The following is a 17,717-nucleotide window of genomic DNA, read 5'->3' as shown; positions in this document are numbered from 1 at the left end:
ATACGGACCTGAAATGACCCTGACCGATATCCGCTCGACCCATGTGTCGCGCAACCTGTCCCTGACCAAACCTGCAGCCCGCAGCCCGCGTGGCATCGTGACCGCCCAGAACCGCCATGCCGCCCAGATCGGCGCGGATATTCTGGCCCAGGGCGGCTCGGCTGTGGATGCCGCGGTGGCGACCTCCTTCGCGCTGGGGGTTCTCGAGCCATGGATGAGCGGGATCGGCGGGGTGGGGGGGATCCTTGTGCGCCCCGAAGGAGGCGAGGTTACGGCGATCGATGCGGGGGCGGTCTCGCCCGCCGCACTGGACCCGGATGATTTTCCGGTGGTCGAGGGCAAGGATGGCGATCTCTTCGGCTGGCCCAATGTGCTTGAGGACCGCAATGTGATCGGTGCGAAATCGGTCTGTATTCCGGGGCTTTTGCGGGGGCTCGAGGCCGCACATGCCCGCTTTGGCCGCCTGCCTTGGGCCGATCTGGTGGCGCCTGCTGTGGCGCTTGCCCGCGAGGGGCTGATGGTGGATGCCCATGTCACCGCATGGGCCGCGCAGGAGATGGGCCGGATCCGCCGCAACGAGGCGATGGCCGCGTGGTTTCTGCCCGATGGTCTGCCGCCTGTGGCGCCTGCTGCCGTGGCGGGCAAGGTCGCGCGGCTGGCAAATCCTGCCTTGGCCGAAACGCTTGCGGTGATTGCCCGCGAGGGGGCCGATGCGCTCTATCACGGCGCGATTGCCGAGGGGCTTGCCCACGACATTCAGGCTCTGGGCGGCTATCTGAGCAGCCATGATCTGGCAGGGTTCAAAGCCGAGGTCACGCCCGCCGCCTCCGAACCCTATCGTGACCGCGCTTTGCACTTTGTTCCTGTGCTCAATGGCGGCGTGACAGTGGCCCTGGCGCTGCGCCATCTCAATAAAACGCCCGCAGCCGATTGCCTGACCAGCGCCCGCGCTCTGGCCAAGGCGTGGGAGCATCGCTTTACGCAGATGGGCGACGGGGCCGAGCGGTCCTTGCCCAGCTGCACCACCCATTTCTCGGTGGTCGATGCCGAGGGCATGTGCGTGTCGATGACCCAGACGCTTCTGTCACTGTTTGGCTCGGCAGTGGTGTCACCCTCGACGGGGATCCTCCTCAATAACGGTGTGAACTGGTTCGACCCGCGACAGGGACGGATCAACTGCATTGCGCCCGCCACCAAGGCGCTGGCCAATTACGCGCCGATGATGATGACCGGCGCTGGCGAGACGGTGGCCATTGGCGGTTCGGGCGGTCGCAAGATCCTGCCCGCAATCTATCAGGCGCTGATCCATCTGGTAGATCGCGGCATGTCGCTCGAGGAGGCGATTGCCGCTCCGCGCTATGATCTGTCGGCACCGCCTGTGCTGGTGGCGGATGCGCGGTTGGGGCAGGAGGTGATCACCACGCTGTCTGGGGAGTTTGACGTGGTAATGACCGACCGCGAGATCCAGCCCAACAGCTTCACCACTCTGGGGGCCGTGCGGCGGGTGGAAAACCCCATGAAGGAGGGCCCCGTCAACGAGGGCATGGCGGAGCCGTGGCACCTCTGGGCCGATGCGGTGGTCGAAGGTGAGGCGCTGATGCCGATGCAAGGAGATCTGACATGAAGGATACCCAAACGCCGGATGCCCTCTGGGCATGGCCCGCGACCCGTCTGGCCGCGGCAATCAAGTCGGGCGATCTGAGCGCGCGCGAGGTGGCTTTGGCCCATATCGCACGGGTGGAGGCCACGAACCCCGCGATCAATGCCATTGTCGATTTCCAGCCCGAAAAGACCTTGGCCGCCGCCGATGCGGTGGATGCCAGACGTGCGCGCGGTGCGGCGGTGGGGGCTCTGGCCGGTGTGCCGGTCACGATCAAGGTCAATGTCGACCAGACGGGTTATGCCACGACCAATGGCCTGAAGGCACAGAAAGACCTGATCGCCCGAAGCAATAATCCGGTGGTCGAGAGCTTTCTGGCAGCTGATGCCGTGCCTTTGGGGCGCACCAATACGCCTGCCTTCAGCTATCGCTGGTTCACCAATAACCTGTTGCATGGGGCCACGTATAATCCGCGCAAGAAAGGGCTGACGCCGGGCGGATCCTCGGGCGGTGCGGGAGCGGCTGTGGCCGCCGGTCTGGGCGCGATCGGCCATGGCACCGATATCGCGGGGTCGGTACGCTATCCGGCCTATGCCTGCGGGGTGCACGGGCTGCGTCCTTCGGTCGGGCGGGTGGCGGCGTGGAACGCCTCCGGCCCCGACCGCACGATTGGCGGGCAGATCATGGCGGTCTCCGGCCCTCTGGCGCGGACGGTAGGGGATTTGCGGCTGGCGTTTCAGGCGATGCTGCGACCCGATGCCTGTGACCCCTGGGCGGTGCCTGCGCCGTTCCACGGGGCGGATCTGCCCAAACGCGCGGCGCTGTGCACCCATCCCGACGGGTCCGAGACCGCGCCCGAGCTGGTGGCCGCGCTTCATGCGGCAGCCGAACGGCTGCGCGAGGCGGGCTGGCAGGTGGATGAGGTTGAACTTCCTGCATTGGCAAGCGCCGTGCCGTTGCAGCTTACGCTGTGGATGGGGGATGGCTATGAGGCGCTTCTGGCCAGCGCCGAGGCCGAGGGCGATCCGGGTGCATTGGCCGCGCTGCGCGGGCAGGCGGAGTTTGTAAAAGGTCTGGGTCCCGATGCGATTGCCAAAGCCCTGACCGCGCGGATGGCGATTGCGCGCGACTGGGGGCTGTTCATGGCGCGCTATCCGGTGGTGCTGCTGCCGCCCTCGGCAGAGCTGCCCTTTGCCGATAACCTTGATCTGGCCGATGAGGCCTCGTATAGGCGGGTCTGGGCGTCCCAGATGTCGATGATCGCTCTGCCGGTCACGGGGCTTCCAGCGCTGACGCTGAATACCGGACTTCTGGAGGATGGCACGCCGGTGGGGGTGCAGATCGTGGCGCCGAAATTCCGCGAGGATGTGGCGCTTGGCTGCGCCGAGGCCATCGAGGCGCGCGGCCCGCAGGTGAGGGTGGCGCTTCCTTAAGAGAGGTCGGTCTATAAGGGCGCAGACCGTGTTTGGAGAGAGACGGTATGACACTGAAGAACCTGCGCCCCGTTACGCGGCAATCGACCGAAGCGATCGTGATCGACAATCTGCGCTCTTTCATTCTGTCGGGCGAGATCGGCCCGGGCGACCGGCTGACCGAGGCGGCCATGTCCGAACAGCTGGGCGTGTCGCGCGCCACATTGCGGATGGCGCTGCACCGGTTGGCGGGGGAAGGGTTGATCGAGCAGATCCCCTATACCGGCTGGCAGGTGGCGCGGCTGTCGACAAAGGATATCTGGGAAATCTGGACCTTGCGCGGGGCGCTGGAAAGCCTTGCCTCGCGGTTGGCGGTCAGCCGTGGGGATGAGGCGGTGTTTGCCGCGATCGAAGAAGCCTATGCCGAGCTGGAGGCGGCCTGTGCGCGGGGAAACATGCGTGCCATCAGCGCCGCCGATTTCGCGCTGCATCAGGTGATCATCGACGGGGCCGATAATGCGCGGCTGGCGGCGCAATACCGTGTGGTCGAGCAGCAGGTGCGGGTGTTCATCGCAACCAGCAACCTGCATGTCGCGACCGGCCCCGAGGATATTATCGCCCAGCATGAACCGCTCATTGTGGCCTTCCGTGCCCGCGACGCCAAGGCCGCTGCCGATGCCGCATGGGCGCATGACCAGTCCGAGGGCGAACGGCTGATTGCCTGGCTGATGGCCAATGAAACCCCGCCCGCCAATACTCACAAGGGTTAGCTCCTATGAAAGCATTAATTATTCTCGCGGCATTTTAGATATTTGCCGACCCGGGTGCGCATGGAATCGGTTGAAAGCGGCAGTTTTTGTTCGCATATTGTTCCTCGCAAGCAGCATTCGTTGCCGGCCGGCGCACCACCCCACACCCTTGCCCCCAGTCGGCCGGCAACATCTCTGCCTGTTTCTTTCTGACCATGTTCGCCATAAAAATGCACCCGCCCGAAGGCAGGTGCGCACGCTCGTCCGGGAACCGGGGCGGGCCTTACAGGGTGCCGGCGCGGATCTTCTCCTCGAAGGCCTCGAGCGATAGGCCGCGTGTCTCGGGTACCCAGCGATGCACGAAGAGGAACGATCCCACCGCGATGATCGCGAAGATGAAGAAGGCTGGAGCGATGCCGAAGGCTGCCACGAAAGGCGGGAAGACGAAGGTCAGTATCGCGTTGGCGATCCATAGGCAGAATACGCATATGCCCATCGCGAAACTGCGGATGCGCAGCGGGAACATCTCGGCCAGAAGCAGCCAGACCAGCGGTCCGATCGTGCCCTGCATGAAGAAGACGAAGGCGGCGACGAGCACCATGATTGCATAGGGTTTGAACGCGGTTTCGGGCATCCACAGGGCGGCTAGCCCCACCAGAAGATGGAAGACGGCGATCAGCCCGAAGCCCCCCAGCAGCATGGTCCGGCGGTCGATCTTGTTCATGATGATCAGGCCCACGATGATCCCTGCAAGGCTCATGAGCCCGTTGAGGATATTGGCGATGATCGCGGCCTGTGCCGAGAAGCCCGAATCCTGAAGCAATTGTGTGCCGTAATACATGATCGCGTTGATGCCGGTGAATTGCTGGCATACCCCCAGCACGACCCCGATCACGATCAGCCGGCGGACCCAGGGCTCGCGCCACATGCTGGTGACATCGGCCTCGTCATTTCCCAGCTCCTTCAACTCGCGCACTTCGGCGCGGGCCTGATGCTCGGGGCGGATCTGGCGCAGCACATCGAGCGCCTCGTCATGGCGGTCCTGCGACGACAGCCAGCGCGGGCTGGAGGGCATTCGCAGCATTCCGATCATCAGCGCGAAGGCCGGAAGCACTGCGATGATCAGCATATAGCGCCAGACAGAGGCATGATGACCCCAGAAATTGTAGATGATCGCGTTGATCACGAAGGCCGCGACCTGACCGATGATAATCATCAGCTCGTTGCGGGTCACGAGGCTGCCGCGCTGGTCATGCGGCGCCACTTCGGCGATGTAGATCGGGACGATGGCCGATGCGCCCCCCACGGCGGTGCCCAGCACAAAGCGGAAAAGCGCAAGCATCTCCCAGTTGGGCGCAGTCGCCGCTCCGATCGTGCCAATGATGAACAGGGCCGACAGCGCCAGAATACAGCTGCGGCGGCCAAAACGGTCGGCCAGATTGCCGCCGATCATCGCGCCGATCGCCGCACCGAAGACCAGGATCGACACGACGAACCCTTCGCGCGCCGCCGACAGGCCGAGATCATGGCGGAGCGGCTCGAGCGCGCCGTTGATGACGCCCGTGTCATATCCGAAGAGCAGCCCGCCCAAGGTCGAGACGATGATGATCGACCCCAAACGCTTGGTATGTGATCCGGCAGCGTCTGACGCGCCTGCATCACCATCATTGTTGGTTTGAATATGCGACAAAGATAATCCCCTCCAGATTAAATTAAGTCATCCCCTCCCGGGCAGGTATATCCTAGCGCAGGGTTTGATCTGATATCATCATGTTTTTTCTGGAAGAAATGATTGTTAAACTTGCCATGATACGGGCCAGGGGGATGCTTTCTTGCCAGAGCGCGTTCCCGACGGCTGTGCTAACCATCTGATTTGACGTATCAAAGCAACCATCTCTCTTGAGTGCCAAAAATATTGGTAAATGAGAGATATTATGGGAAATGTTTCATCCCAGATAGCCATATTTTCTCATTATGAGATATTCCGGCAAGGTTATGAGCCTGCTTTTGGTTAGATTGTCTCTGCAATCCGGATATCGATGCGGATGTCGAGCGTATCGAGGAGGCGCGCCTCCGGATAGAGCGTGGCTTCTTCCATCTGCCGGACAACCTTTTCGGCGATTTCGTAAATCGAGTGGCTGATAATAGCATCGACACGGCCCGACCGGAGTTCGGCATCGCCCGCATCGCAATGTTCGGTGCCGACCAGAGGCACGCGCGGCCCCGCAAAATTGGCGAGCGCATCGGCCGCGCCGCGCAGCCCGCCCCCCAGAACCGCGAGCCCCGCCAGATCGGGTTCGGTTGCCAGCAGCTTCGAGACGATCTCGTAGGCGATCTGGTCGGATTCCCGCGTCTCCATATAGGGCAGGACGGTCAGCGTCTCGCTCTCGGCCAGATAGTCGCGCAGGCCCACATCATAGGCGCGGTGGATGTCATAGTCGATCGAGCCCAGCAGAATCGCCACCACGCCTTGCTTGCGGCATAGCTGCCGCATCAGCCAGCCGGTGCCACGGCCCATCTTCTCTCCATTCGCGCCGATGAACCCCGCGATCTCGGGACAACGAAGCGGGCTGAGGAGTGCAAAGACCGGCATATTCGCCTCGGCAATGGCCTGTCGCGTCGCCGGGCCGTCAATCGCCACGATCGCAATGGCGCTGCAGGTCCGGCTCAGGGCGCGCAACGCCTCCGCCGTCTCGCGATCGTCGGGCTTGTCGAGATGGATGATCTCGTGTGTGATGTCGAGCTGTGTGGAGCCGTCGCAGCGTATCTGCAGGATATGCGCAAGTTCCGCATAGAATTCCCGCGACCGTGAGTTGAGAATGAAGCCGAACTTCGCTTCTGGCGCACCTTCGGTCAACCGGCCCAGAATGGTCGGCACCCCGTGATAGCCGATACGTTCCGCAGCGCGCAGCACATGGGCCACCGTGGCCGCGCTCACGGTGCCACGGCGGTTGAGGATGCGGTCCACGGTCGAAAGGCTGACGCCTGCCGCATCGGCCACATCCTTCATCTTGGGTCGCTTCTTCATCGTCATGGGCTGGCCTGCACGGATGTCTGTAACGCCCTATCGGGCGAGCCCCAGTGTATATCGCAAATCGGGCATATGCACCTGTCTTTGCAGTCCCACGACGTTCCGGCGCGACCTGTCACCCGTTTAACGCAGGAAGTTATCGGCCAGGAGATCGACGACCTCCTTGCTGCGCCCCTTCGCCACCGCCTTGGCACCGAAAAGCGCGGTGGAGGCGACCTGCGAGGCCGCGATTTTGGGGGGCATGACCAATTCCATCCGGCTCGTGCGCACATCGAGCACTGCAGGGCCGGGCTGGGCCAGCCAGTCGGCCACCGCCGCCTGCAGGTCGCTTGCGGTCTCGACCCTGCGCCCCCAGAGGCCCATCGCGCGGGCAACCTCGCCGAAATCGGGGTTCTTCAGGCCGGTGAAGGCGTCAAGCAGACCCTCGACACGCTGTTCCATCTCCACAAAGCCCAGAGTCTCGTTGTTATAGATGACGATCTTTACAGGGATGTCTTCCTGCTTCAGCGTCAGTAGATCCCCCATCAGCATCGACAGCCCGCCATCGCCGCAAAGCGCGATCACCTGACGGTCGGGATAGGCCTTGGCGATCCCCATCGCCTGCGGATAGGCATTGGCCATCGTGCCATGCAGGAGCGAGGTCAGGAAGCGGCGCTGGCCCTTCGCGCGGATATGGCGCAGCATCCATACCATGGGAGAGCCGCCATCCGCGGTGAAGACCGCATCATCCATTGCATGGTGGTTGATCGCCATGGTCAGTGCCTGCGGATGGATCAGGCTCGGGTCGGGCTCGCGCGCCTCGCGGCCATAGCCTTCGAGATCCCTGTGATATTGCTCCACGGCCTTTTTCAGCCAGCGGGTATCGGAATGCGGTGCGAGCTGGGGCAGGAGCGCCTGAACGGTGGCCGTCACATCGCCGATTAGCCCCAGATCCACAGGGGAACGCCGCCCGATCGCCATCGGGTCGATATCCACCTGCACGATTTTGGCTTTCTCGGGATAGAACTGCGTATAGGCGAAATCGGTGCCTAGACAGAGCATGAGGTCGCAATTCGCCACGGCCTCCATGCCCGCGCGATTGCCCAGAATGCCGGTCATGCCGACCTGCCACGGATTGTCGGGCTCGATGAACTCCTTCGCGCGGGTCGAGTGCACGATGGGCGCGCGGATCTTCTCGGCCAGCGCGATCAATTCGGGGCGGGCATCGCGGGCACCGATCCCTGCATAGATCACGGGGCGCTGCGCCTGATCCACCATCTGCGCCAGTCGCGCCAGTTCGGTAGGTGCGGGGGTCACAACGGGCGCAGGCCGGTGCACCGACCATGCCAGCGCGTCCTCGGATTTCTCGGTGAACATGTCGCCATTGACGATGATGACCGCGAGCCCCTTCTTGGTCAGCGCGGCCTGTGCGGCAAGGGTGGTGATCCGGCGCGCCTGATCGGGGTGGGAAATCCGCTCGCAAAACACCGATGCCTGTTGATAGATCGCTTTCTGGTCGACCTCTTGCGGAAAGCCCAGACCTTCCTCGTTACGCGCCACATTTGAGGCAATCAGTACGACCGGCGCGCCGTTGCGGTGGCTTTCGAACAGGCCATTCACGAAATGCAGCGATCCCGGCCCGCAGGTGCCCGCACATAGCGTCAGCTCGCCCGTCATATACGCCTCGCCGCCGGCAGCAAATCCGCCCGCCTCCTCGTGGCGCACATGCACCCAGTCGATCTCGGATTTGCGCAATACGTCGGTGAAATGGTTGATTGTATCGCCGACCACACCGTAACAGCGCTTGGCCCCTGCGGCCTGAAGGGTCTCGGTAATGATTTTTGCAACGGATTTGGACATATCGCAGCCTTTCGGAGTTGAAATCTGAGGTTTTACGTCTGTCCCTGCAACGTTTTGGCGGGCAGCTCGGATCCTGTCGCGCGCGCACAAGAGTGTGAGGGCGGGGCATGACGCGACGAGAGAGAGCCCGAAAGCAGAAATTGATCTCATATCAAGGAACAGCGCCTCCGCCGCTGCGTTACCGCGTAGAATTCATGGAAATGGCGGGCCCGCCCATGTGCGGGTTTTGAGGAGGCTATAATGGCAGGGCGGCTGATCGTTGTTTCAAACAGGATCCCCACGGGCGATCCTTCCGGAGGGCTGGTTGTGGCGCTGCATGACGCGCTTCTGGCGCGCGGCGGCACATGGATCGGCGCCGATCCCGACCCGTCCGAGGAAGGGCGCGACAGGCTTCACGATCTGGGCAATGTGCCCTACCAGAAGCGCGCCTTCCGTCTGAGTGCCGCCGAGCGCGCCAATTATTACAGCGGCTACGCCAATTCGGTGCTCTGGCCTGTCTGCCATCGCCGCACCGATCTGGTCGAAATCCGCTCCGAATACCGCGCCGATTATCTGGCGGTGAACCTGCGTCTGGCGCGGCTTATCGCCAAGGAGCTTGGCCCACAGGATGTGATCTGGGTGCATGATTACCATTTTCTGCCGCTGGCCACGATGCTGCGCTCGCTCGGGGTGACCAACCGGATCGGTTTCTTCCTGCATATTCCTTTCCCCAACATCACCGATCTCGATGTGTTGCCGCGCCCCAAGGATTTCGCGCGCTGGCTTGCGGGCTACAATCTCGTCGGGCTGCAGACGCGCCGCGATGTGGCGCGTGCGTTCGAGATGTTTCGCGCCGATCCGCGGGCCGAATTCCTGCGCGACGGGACGGTGAAATTCGAGGAGAATATCGTCTCTGTGGCGTCGTTCCCGATCGGGATCGACAGCGAGCAGATCGAGGGAATTGCCGCGCGCGCCGACACGGGACCTTTCGGGGCGGCCGATCCGCGCGAGCTGATCATCGGTGCCGACCGGCTGGATTACAGCAAAGGCCTGCCGCAGAAATTCGAGGCCTTCGGGCGTCTCCTGCAGGGGCGCATCGATCCGCAGGCGCGGCCCACGCTCTTGCAGATCGCCTCGCCCAGTCGCGCCGATGTCGCGGCTTATCAGCAGATCACCAGCGAATTGCAGGCGATTTCGGGCCGTATCAACGGACGGTATTCCGAGCTGGATTGGCAGCCCTTGCGCTTCGTGCATCGCTCGGTCGATCGCGAGCGGCTGATCGGGCTCATGCGCCGTGCCGAGGTGGGACTGGTCACGCCTCTTGCCGACGGGATGAACCTTGTGGCCAAGGAATTCGTCGCGGCTCAGGACCCCGAAGATCCGGGAGTATTGGTGCTGTCGCGCTTTGCGGGGGCGGCGGAGGATATGAAAGGTGCGCTCCTGATCAATCCGCATGATCTGGACGAGACGGCGGGCGCGGTAGAGCTGGCCTTAGCGATGCCGCTGGCCGAGCGCAAATGCCGTTTCGAGGATTGCCTGCAGGTGGTGCGCGACAGCCGGATCTCGGTCTGGACGGATCGCTATCTTGCGCGGCTGGCCAGCTGCGTGCCAACCCTGTCACTGGCGCCCAGAGCCAGCGCCTGATGACTGCCAGCCTGCGGCGAGGCCGAGGCTTCTGGTGAACTCTGCCTGCCGCGCCTCGGCTAGCGCGCGGTCGGGCAGGCGCAGAAGGTAGGCGGGGTGATAGGTGATCAGGCAGGGCGTGCCATCGGGCAGGGTCTCGACCTGTCCCGCGCGCTCGACCAACTCCTTGCCCGTGCCGGTCAATGACGCGGCAGCGGTGGCCCCCATCGCCACTACCAGATCGGGACGGACCAGCTTGCGTTCGAGATCCAGCCACCAGCGGCAGGCCTGCACCTCTCCCGCATTCGGGGCCTGATGCAGCCGCTGCTTGCCGCGTGGCGCGAATTTGAAATGCTTCACCGCGTTGGTCAGCCAGATCTTTTCACGCTTAAGCCCTGCTGCCTGCGCGCAGCGGTCAAATAGTTGGCCGGCTGGCCCTACAAAGGGACGGCCCTTCAGGTCTTCCTGCTCCCCCGGCTGTTCACCCACCACCATCACGCGGGCCGCGGTTGCACCTTCGCCCGCCACCCCTTGAGTCGCGCAGGGGCCGATGGCGCAGCGGCGGCAGGCATCGAGCGCCGGTTTCATCGTTGCAAGCGTCACATCCTCGGGCAGGTCTTTCGGCGCGGGCCGCAGCTTCTCGGCGATGGCGGCGGCGGGCAGGGGCATGGCCTCCTGCATGGCGCGAGCGCGTTCGGGCGCTTGCCGGATCATCTCGGGGATCAGCCGCGCCTCCGGCAGGTTCTTCCAGTATTTGCGCGGCATCTCGGAGGTCATCGCCTTCACCATCAGCCGCGCGGGGTTGAAAATATGGGTGAAATAGGTCCGCCACAGCTCTTCGGTGGCATCCTCGGGGGGTGGAGTGTGATCTTCGGTTTCGGTGTAACTCAACCGGCCGCCCTCGAACCGCGCGGTCAGCGAGGGTGTGGCGATCACCCAATCCATATCGCCGAAACGTTTGGCAAAGAACGGGGTCGCAGGCTCGACGATAGGGTGGTCCGGCTCGAACCACGCAGCAAAGGCGCGGCGGTTGGCGCCTTGGGCGGTGATCTCGCGGAAGCGGACAAAAGCATGCATCTTGTGGATATCGCGCCGCACATGCTTGGCCTGTGCGAGGAGCTTGTGTAGCGCCGGATCACTGCGGTCGCCCCAGCGTAGGGCCCCGCGCGACAGGCGCAGCACGAGGCCATAGGCGCGGGCAAAGCGCTCGGGGTCGGAATGGTGGAGCGCGCATTCGATCTCCGAAAGGGCTGCGCGGGGAAGGGTCAGGGTGACGGGGGCACCCTTGGGCGCGGCACTGCCGCCGAACAGATCGGGGGCCGCCTCTCCCACCCGCCAGAGGACGGCCTCGGCAGGCACACCGCGCGCGGCCAGCCCTCGCGCCGTCTCGCGCCATGCGGCCACCGTGCCGATGCGGGGCAGGGCGATCTCTTCCATCAGAAGAGGCTCAGCTGTTCGGGGGGCGGGGCAAAGCGGGCCCGCAAATCTTGCGCATCGAGGCTGCGCGCCGTCCAGCCCGGTAAGGTGATAAAGGGGCGGGCATGTTTCATCACGCAGCCGATCTTCACCAGCGTCTCATAGCGCAGCGTGCCATGTTTGCGCGCCGCCAGAATGCGTTCGACCGAGCGGGTGCCGAAGCCGGGCACCCGCAGGAGCAGCTCCCTGGGCGCGCGGTTCACATCCACCGGAAATTGCTCGCGATGGGCCAGCGCCCATGCCATTTTGGGATCCACCTCAAGGTCCAGCATCCCCGAGGGTGGCGCGATCTCGCCCGCCTCGAATCCGTAAAACCGCATCAGCCAGTCGGCCTGATAGAGCCGGTGCTCGCGCATCAGGGGCGGGCGTTTGAGGGGCAGCAGCTTCGAGGCATCGGGGATCGGCGAGAAGGCCGAATAATAGACCCGCGACAGGTGATAGCCCGAATAAAGCCGCGAGGCCGAATGCAGGATATCGCCGTCATGCGCCGCATCCGCCCCCACGATCATCTGCGTGGACTGCCCCGCAGGCGCAAAGCGGCCCGCACGGCGGCCTTTATGGCTGCGCTCCTTTGCGGCCTCGCGGCGGTTGCGGACCTCGGCCATCGCGGTGCGGATCTGCTGGGCGCTTTTCTCGGGGGCGTAATCCGAGAGCCCCTTATCGGTGGGCAGCTCGACATTGATCGATAGGCGGTCCGCCCATTTGCCCGCCTCGTCGATCAGCTCGGGGGCGGCATCGGGGATGGTCTTGAGATGGATATAGCCGCGGAAGTTCTCCTGTTGCCGCAGCGTGCGTGCGATGCGCACCATATCGGCCATCGTATCATCGGGGCTGCGGATGATGCCCGACGAAAGGAACAGCCCCTCGATATAGTTGCGGCGGTAGAACTCGACCGTCAGACTGACGACTTCCTCGACGCTGAAACGGGCGCGTTCGACATGGCTGGAGGCACGGTTAATGCAGTAGGCGCAGTCATAGATGCAGAAATTGGTCATCAGGATCTTCAGGAGGCTGATGCAACGCCCGTCCGGCGCATAAGCATGGCAGATGCCCGACCCGCCCGAGGAGCCAAGGCCCTTGCCGTCTTTCGACGACCGTTTCTGCCCGCCCGAAGAGGCGCAGGAGGCATCATATTTGGCGGCATCGGCGAGGATTGCCAGCTTGTCTGATATTGTGCGTTTGACCATGGTGTTCATCATATGTTCACGCATGTTAACGGGCAAGGGATTTTTCACGGCCCGCCCATCACAGTTTGGCGGCATGAAAAAAGGGCCGCCTTGCGGCAGCCCATCGAGTGGTCTCCTCGGGCGTTCTTATGCGCCCTATGGATCGGTTGTCGCTCAGAGTTTCTTGTCCCATGCGCTGCGGTCGATATCGAGATCCGCATACATATCGGGGTCGAGCACCGGACGCTCCACGCCCGCCTTCAGCTGGGCGCGGAAATCGCGCAAGAGGCGCATCGCCACGGGGAACAGCATCATGATCGCCAACAGGTTCACCAGCGCCAGCACGCCCATCAGCGGGTCCGAGAAGAAGAACACCGCCGTTGCCCCGGGTGCGAGCGCACCGATGAAGACAATAGCGACGATCGCGATGCGCAGGATCAGGATCGCTACGGGGCTTTCGCTAAAGACCGAAAGCGCGTTCTCGCCCAGATAGTAGTTGTAGATGATGGACGAGAAGGCAAAGAGCAGCACCGCGATGGACAGGTAGTATTGCGCCCAGTTGCCCAGCTCGCTGGTGACCGATTGCTGCGTGAGGACCACTCCGTCGATCCCTTCGGCACCGGGGACATAGACATCGCTCAAGAGGATCACGAAAGCCGTGCACGAGCAGATGACGATGGTGTCGATGAAGACCGAGAAGGACTGCGTGATGCCCTGGCTGATCGGGTGGCGCACCTCTGCGGTGGCGGCCACGTTGGGCGCGGAGCCCAGACCCGCCTCGTTCGAGAAGAGACCGCGACGCATGCCCTGCATGATGGCCGCGCCCATACCGCCGCCGACGGCCTGTTCGATGCCGAAAGCATTCTTGACGATCATCGAGAAGACCTGCGGCACTTCGGTGATGTTGAGCGCAATGACCACCAGCGCCATCAGCAGATACCCCACAGCCATGATCGGCACGATCACGTCAGAGGCTTTCGCGATGCGGTGGATACCGCCAAAGATGATGATGGCGGAAATGATCGACAGGCCGATTGCCGTCCAGAGACGGTCGATATGGAAGCTGTCCTGCATCGCGCCGGCCACGGTATTGCCCTGGAACGCATTGAAGCCGAAGCCGAAGGCCGCAATGAGGCAGACCGCGTAGAGCCCTGCAAGCCATTTGTATTCGGGGCCCAGACCATGGATGATCGCATAGGCGGGACCACCACGGAAACTGTGTTCGCCCGTGCGGCGCTTGAACAGCTGTGCGATCGAGCATTCGACAAGGCTGGTGGCCATGCCAACAAGCGCCACGGCCCACATCCAGAATACGGCCCCCGGACCGCCCAGCGTGATCGCCACGGCAACGCCTGCGATATTGCCGCCGCCTACGCGTCCGCCGACCGAGACCAGAAGCGCCTCGCGCGCCGAGATCTTGTCATTATCGGCCGCGTTGTTCGATTTGCGCAGAACGCGGAACATCCGTCCGAAAAAGCGGAACTGCACAAAGCCGGTTGCCAGAGTGATGAACACGCCGAAGACGACGAGAATCGGGATCAGCGACCAACCCCAAGTCAGATCGCCGATCTTGCTAAAGATCAGCTCCAGAAAATCCATGATATCCCCCATTATTGTCGCGTTTGGTTTTGTTGTCGCGAATTCGGTGCAAACTAGGGATGCAGTTACGGAATACCATGGTCTATCTTGCATCAGGCAGACGCGACCGGATACATAAGTAGCGTCAACTAGCATCAAGAGGTGGGCGGGTGTCCCAGGATCTGCCACGAAATCTACGACTACTATGTAGTTACCATAGCTCGATCGTATCGGTCTGCCAGCAGTTGGGGGTGAATCGTTCGCAGTTCAACCGCTACCTGACGGGGGAGACATTTCCCTCGCTGCGCTCCATGCGGCGGATCTGCGACTTCTTCGGGGTGGAAGAGGCCGAGCTGCTGCTGTCGCATGCGCAATTCGCCGAGATCGTCCGGCTGCGCCCGCAAAGCACCGGATTGCGCACCGAGCTTGATACAGTGGCCCGCACAGCCACCGATTTGCGGGCGGGTTCGGCCAAGGCGTTGATGCCCTATCTGGGCTATTACCTCACATGGTATAATTCCATGTCCCATCCGGGGCAGGTGCTTTGCGCGCTGACCAGGCTCTACGAGACCCCTTTCGGGGTGAATGTCAAAAGCGTCGAGAGCGTGGGCCGTGTTGGGGCGCGCAAGTTTACCTGCAAATACGAGGGCGCCTGTTTTCTGCTGGGCGATCGTCTGTTCATGACGGTGATGGAGACGCTGACCCGTAACGAGGTGATGCAGATCATCCTCTATCCCAGTTATAACAATCGCATCCGCTATCTGAGTGGGGTGGTTTCGGGGGTGGCGGCCCGTGCGCCGCGTCCGCCTTCGGCCACGCAGATGGTCATGGAATATCTGGGCAAATCGGTCGATCTGCGGGCGATGATGCGGCGCTCGGGGCTTTATGCGCCAGATGACAGCCTGATCCCCGAAGAGGTGCGGCTGATGCTCTCGAACGGGTTGCGACCGGGAAGCCATCTGGTCGAGGCGCCCCTGCCATAACCCATTGGCGAATCCGTCTGTTCTTGATATGTTCCTGACATGGTCGCCGATTTCCACACATCTATCGCGTTGCGCCGCGGGCGGGTGCATGAGGTCCATGGCGCCGGAGCCATGGCCTTTGCCCTGATCACGACACGTAGTGCTGCTGTGTTATGGATCCGCGAGGCATGGCGGGCCGAGGGGCTGGACCCGCAGGGATTGATCCCCTTCCGCCCGCCCGAGGGGCTTTTGCTTGCGCGTCCGTCCGACCAGACCGATGCGTTGGCCGTGGCCGAAGAGGCGCTGAAGGATGGTGCGCTGCCTTTTGTGGTGCTGGAGGTCACGCGCCCGCTGAACCTGCGCGAAGGCCGTCGTTTGCAGCTGGCGGCCAAGGCCGGAAACAGTCTGGGGCTGTGCATCATTCCCGAAGGTATGGGCTCAAACGCCGCCGAGACCCGCTGGCGGGCGGAGCCGGTCTTCGACCCGTTGGGGCAGGGCATGGTGGTGGACTGGCATCTGAGCAAGAACAAATCCGGCCCGCTTGGCACATGGCGTCTGGCATGGGAGGCGCAGGCGGGCCGGATGCGGGTTCTGGCGCAGGCGTCTGCCTAAAAATTGACCCGTCATCTTTCTGCGCCTCTCGCGCGGGCGATTGCGCTTGTCCGCGCGGTCATGATCTTTAGCAATAGGGCGAACCGACAGATATCGCGTAAAGGTGGCCCGATGAATTTGACCGATTTCAAGATCCTGACGTTTGACGTCTATGGCACGCTGATCGACTGGGAGAGCGGCATGTTCGAGGGGCTCAAGCCACTGACCTCGCAGCTGAAAACCCCGTTGAGCCGCGATCAGGTCCTCGAGGCGCATGCCTATCACGAAAGCACCCAGCAGGCCTGGACTCCGGCCATGCCCTATACCCGGCTTCTGGCCACCGTCTATCGCCGTCTGGCAGAGGAATGGCAGATCCCCGTGACATGGGAAGAATGCGAGACCTATGGCCGGTCGGTCGAACATTGGCCCGCCTTCCCCGATAGCGCCGAGGCGCTGCGTTACCTACAGCAGCATTACAAGCTCTGCGTGCTCTCCAATGTGGATGCGGCTTCGTTCAAACATTCCAATGCGAAGCTGGGCGTGACCTTCGATCATGTCTACACCGCCGAGGATATCGGCAGCTACAAGCCCTCGGACCGGAATTTCGACTATATGATCGGGCATCTGGCGCGGGTCGGGATAGCCAAGGACCAGATCCTGCATACGGCCGAGAGCATGTTCCATGACCACCAGCCCGCAAACCGTCACGGGCTGGCCAATGCGTGGATCTATCGCCGCCACGACAAGGAAGGCTTTGGTGCCACGATGAATCCGGGCGAGATGCCGAGCTACGATTTCCGCTTCAACTCGATGGCGGAACTGGCGCAGGCGCATAAAGAGGCGGTTGCCGCAATGGCCTGAGGCGGGGCGGGAAGTCCCTGACCAAAGTCAGGGACCGACGCAGACAGGGGCCTGCACCGTGGGCACCTGTCCAGCCTCGGCCATGAAGGCGCGGAACCCCAGCCCGTCGAGGAAGATCACGCGGTAATGGGCGTGGCCTGTGGTCCACCACGGATCGGGGCGGTCGATCTCGGTGATGAAGCGATGCGCGCAGGCCTGACCCGCGCTATAGGCGATGCCTTCGGGCGAGGTGCCCGTGAGCGGCATATGGATATGGCCGAAGACGATATGGCGAATGCCCTGCGGATGGGCGGCCAACCGCGCCATCACGCGGCCCTCGTCATGCAGGCTGATATTGGTGAAATGGCCGATCCCGTCATCCATCGGCGGGTGGTGGATGAAGATCGTGGGCGGCAGCGGGCCTGCGCCTTGCAGGGCCTTGTCCAGAAATTCCATCCGGTCGGGTCCGAAAATGCCGCCGATCACGCCCGCCTCATGGGTATCGAGAAAGATCAGCCGCCCGAAATCGGTGTCCTGAACCCCCTGCACATAGCCATTGGGATCCAGCGGATGCTCGGGGAAGGCGGCGATGAAATTGGGCCGGTCGTCATGATTGCCCAGCATCAGCCGCACGGGGAAGGGCACAGGCGCCAGGATCTCGCGAAGAAGGTCATAGGCCTCGGGGTCGCCGTGGTTGCACAGATCGCCGGTGATCACCATCAGATCGGCGTCTCTATGGCGGGTCAGGATATCGTCGATGGCCGCGCGCATCTGCGCCTCGGGGTCCACCGTGTTGGCCAGTTGGCCCGCGGGCATCAGATGGGTGTCGGTCAGCTGGATGATCTTCATGGCTCTGCTTTCAAAGGTCATG

General features: G+C 62.9%; 14 protein-coding genes. 7 read left to right on the top strand and 7 right to left on the bottom strand.

Going from position 1 to position 17,717, the window contains the following annotated elements; all coding sequences use genetic code 11:
* The first annotated feature begins 13 nt into the window (after positions 1-13).
* Genes VSX56_RS15850 through VSX56_RS15840 form a run of 3 tightly spaced genes read left to right on the top strand, consistent with a single transcriptional unit; the run spans position 14 to position 3,782 of the window.
* Entirely contained in the window at positions 14-1,624 is a 1,611-nt protein-coding gene (locus VSX56_RS15850; RefSeq protein ID WP_350938546.1) for a gamma-glutamyltransferase, read from the top strand.
* On the top strand, positions 1,621-3,033 hold the full coding sequence (locus VSX56_RS15845; RefSeq protein WP_350938544.1) for an amidase family protein: 1,413 nt from the start codon (positions 1,621-1,623) through the stop codon (positions 3,031-3,033). The genes VSX56_RS15850 and VSX56_RS15845 overlap by 4 nt, the downstream gene beginning before the upstream one ends.
* Before the next feature lie 47 nt (positions 3,034-3,080).
* The gene (locus VSX56_RS15840; protein WP_339114905.1) at positions 3,081-3,782 is read left to right on the top strand and encodes a GntR family transcriptional regulator; all 702 of its coding nucleotides are present in this window, start codon (positions 3,081-3,083) and stop codon (positions 3,780-3,782) included.
* 262 nt (positions 3,783-4,044) lie between these two features.
* Here the strand turns inward: VSX56_RS15840 and VSX56_RS15835 are convergent, their stop codons facing one another.
* The 3 genes from VSX56_RS15835 to VSX56_RS15825 form a co-directional block, all read right to left on the bottom strand.
* Positions 4,045-5,451 carry a sugar porter family MFS transporter gene (locus VSX56_RS15835; protein ID WP_339114906.1) on the bottom strand — a complete coding sequence of 469 codons (1,407 nt, stop codon included), beginning with the start codon at positions 5,449-5,451 and terminating at the stop codon, positions 4,045-4,047.
* Between the two features lie 321 nt (positions 5,452-5,772).
* Positions 5,773-6,795, bottom strand: coding sequence for a LacI family DNA-binding transcriptional regulator (locus VSX56_RS15830; protein WP_350938541.1), 1,023 nt, complete (start codon positions 6,793-6,795; stop codon positions 5,773-5,775).
* Positions 6,796-6,915: 120 nt separating this feature from the next.
* A complete protein-coding gene (locus tag VSX56_RS15825) occupies positions 6,916-8,631 on the bottom strand; it encodes a thiamine pyrophosphate-dependent enzyme (RefSeq protein WP_350938539.1) in 1,716 nt (571 codons plus the stop codon).
* 240 nt (positions 8,632-8,871) lie between these two features.
* Between VSX56_RS15825 and VSX56_RS15820 the strand changes: the two genes are divergently transcribed.
* Positions 8,872-10,254, top strand: a complete 1,383-nt coding sequence (locus VSX56_RS15820; protein ID WP_350938537.1) for an alpha,alpha-trehalose-phosphate synthase (UDP-forming) — start codon at positions 8,872-8,874, stop codon at positions 10,252-10,254.
* Here the strand turns inward: VSX56_RS15820 and VSX56_RS15815 are convergent.
* The 3 genes from VSX56_RS15815 to VSX56_RS15805 form a co-directional block, all read right to left on the bottom strand.
* Positions 10,228-11,670, bottom strand: a complete 1,443-nt coding sequence (locus VSX56_RS15815; RefSeq protein ID WP_350938535.1) for a UdgX family uracil-DNA binding protein — start codon at positions 11,668-11,670, stop codon at positions 10,228-10,230. The two genes, VSX56_RS15820 and VSX56_RS15815, sit on opposite strands and share 27 nt — an antisense overlap.
* Positions 11,670-12,896, bottom strand: coding sequence for a putative DNA modification/repair radical SAM protein (locus tag VSX56_RS15810; protein WP_350938533.1), 1,227 nt, complete (start codon positions 12,894-12,896; stop codon positions 11,670-11,672). Before VSX56_RS15810 ends, VSX56_RS15815 begins: the two co-directional genes overlap by 1 nt.
* Before the next feature lie 153 nt (positions 12,897-13,049).
* Positions 13,050-14,474 (bottom strand): alanine/glycine:cation symporter family protein, encoded by a 1,425-nt coding sequence (locus VSX56_RS15805; protein ID WP_350938531.1) that lies wholly within the window; start codon positions 14,472-14,474, stop codon positions 13,050-13,052.
* 149 nt (positions 14,475-14,623) lie between these two features.
* Here VSX56_RS15805 and VSX56_RS15800 point away from each other — a divergent pair, with 149 nt between their 5' ends.
* The 3 genes from VSX56_RS15800 to VSX56_RS15790 all read left to right on the top strand — a co-directional run bounded on the left by VSX56_RS15800 (position 14,624) and on the right by VSX56_RS15790 (position 16,867).
* Positions 14,624-15,436: a helix-turn-helix domain-containing protein gene (locus tag VSX56_RS15800; RefSeq protein WP_350938529.1), complete on the top strand. Its 813-nt coding sequence runs from the start codon at positions 14,624-14,626 to the stop codon at positions 15,434-15,436.
* Between the two features lie 39 nt (positions 15,437-15,475).
* Complete coding sequence (locus tag VSX56_RS15795; protein ID WP_349295613.1) at positions 15,476-16,027, top strand: ImuA family protein; 552 nt, start codon at positions 15,476-15,478, stop codon at positions 16,025-16,027.
* A gap of 111 nt (positions 16,028-16,138) precedes the next feature.
* Positions 16,139-16,867: a haloacid dehalogenase type II gene (locus tag VSX56_RS15790; protein ID WP_339114915.1), complete on the top strand. Its 729-nt coding sequence runs from the start codon at positions 16,139-16,141 to the stop codon at positions 16,865-16,867.
* Between the two features lie 27 nt (positions 16,868-16,894).
* Here the strand turns inward: VSX56_RS15790 and VSX56_RS15785 are convergent, their stop codons facing one another.
* Positions 16,895-17,695, bottom strand: a complete 801-nt coding sequence (locus VSX56_RS15785; protein ID WP_350938526.1) for a phosphodiesterase — start codon at positions 17,693-17,695, stop codon at positions 16,895-16,897.
* Positions 17,696-17,717: the final 22 nt, after the last annotated feature.

This window comes from Thioclava kandeliae, assembly GCF_040297545.1.
GTDB lineage: Bacteria > Pseudomonadota > Alphaproteobacteria > Rhodobacterales > Rhodobacteraceae > Thioclava > Thioclava kandeliae.
The sequence above is the reverse complement of the archived record's forward strand: the minus strand, read 5'-3'. Positions and strand labels throughout refer to the sequence as shown.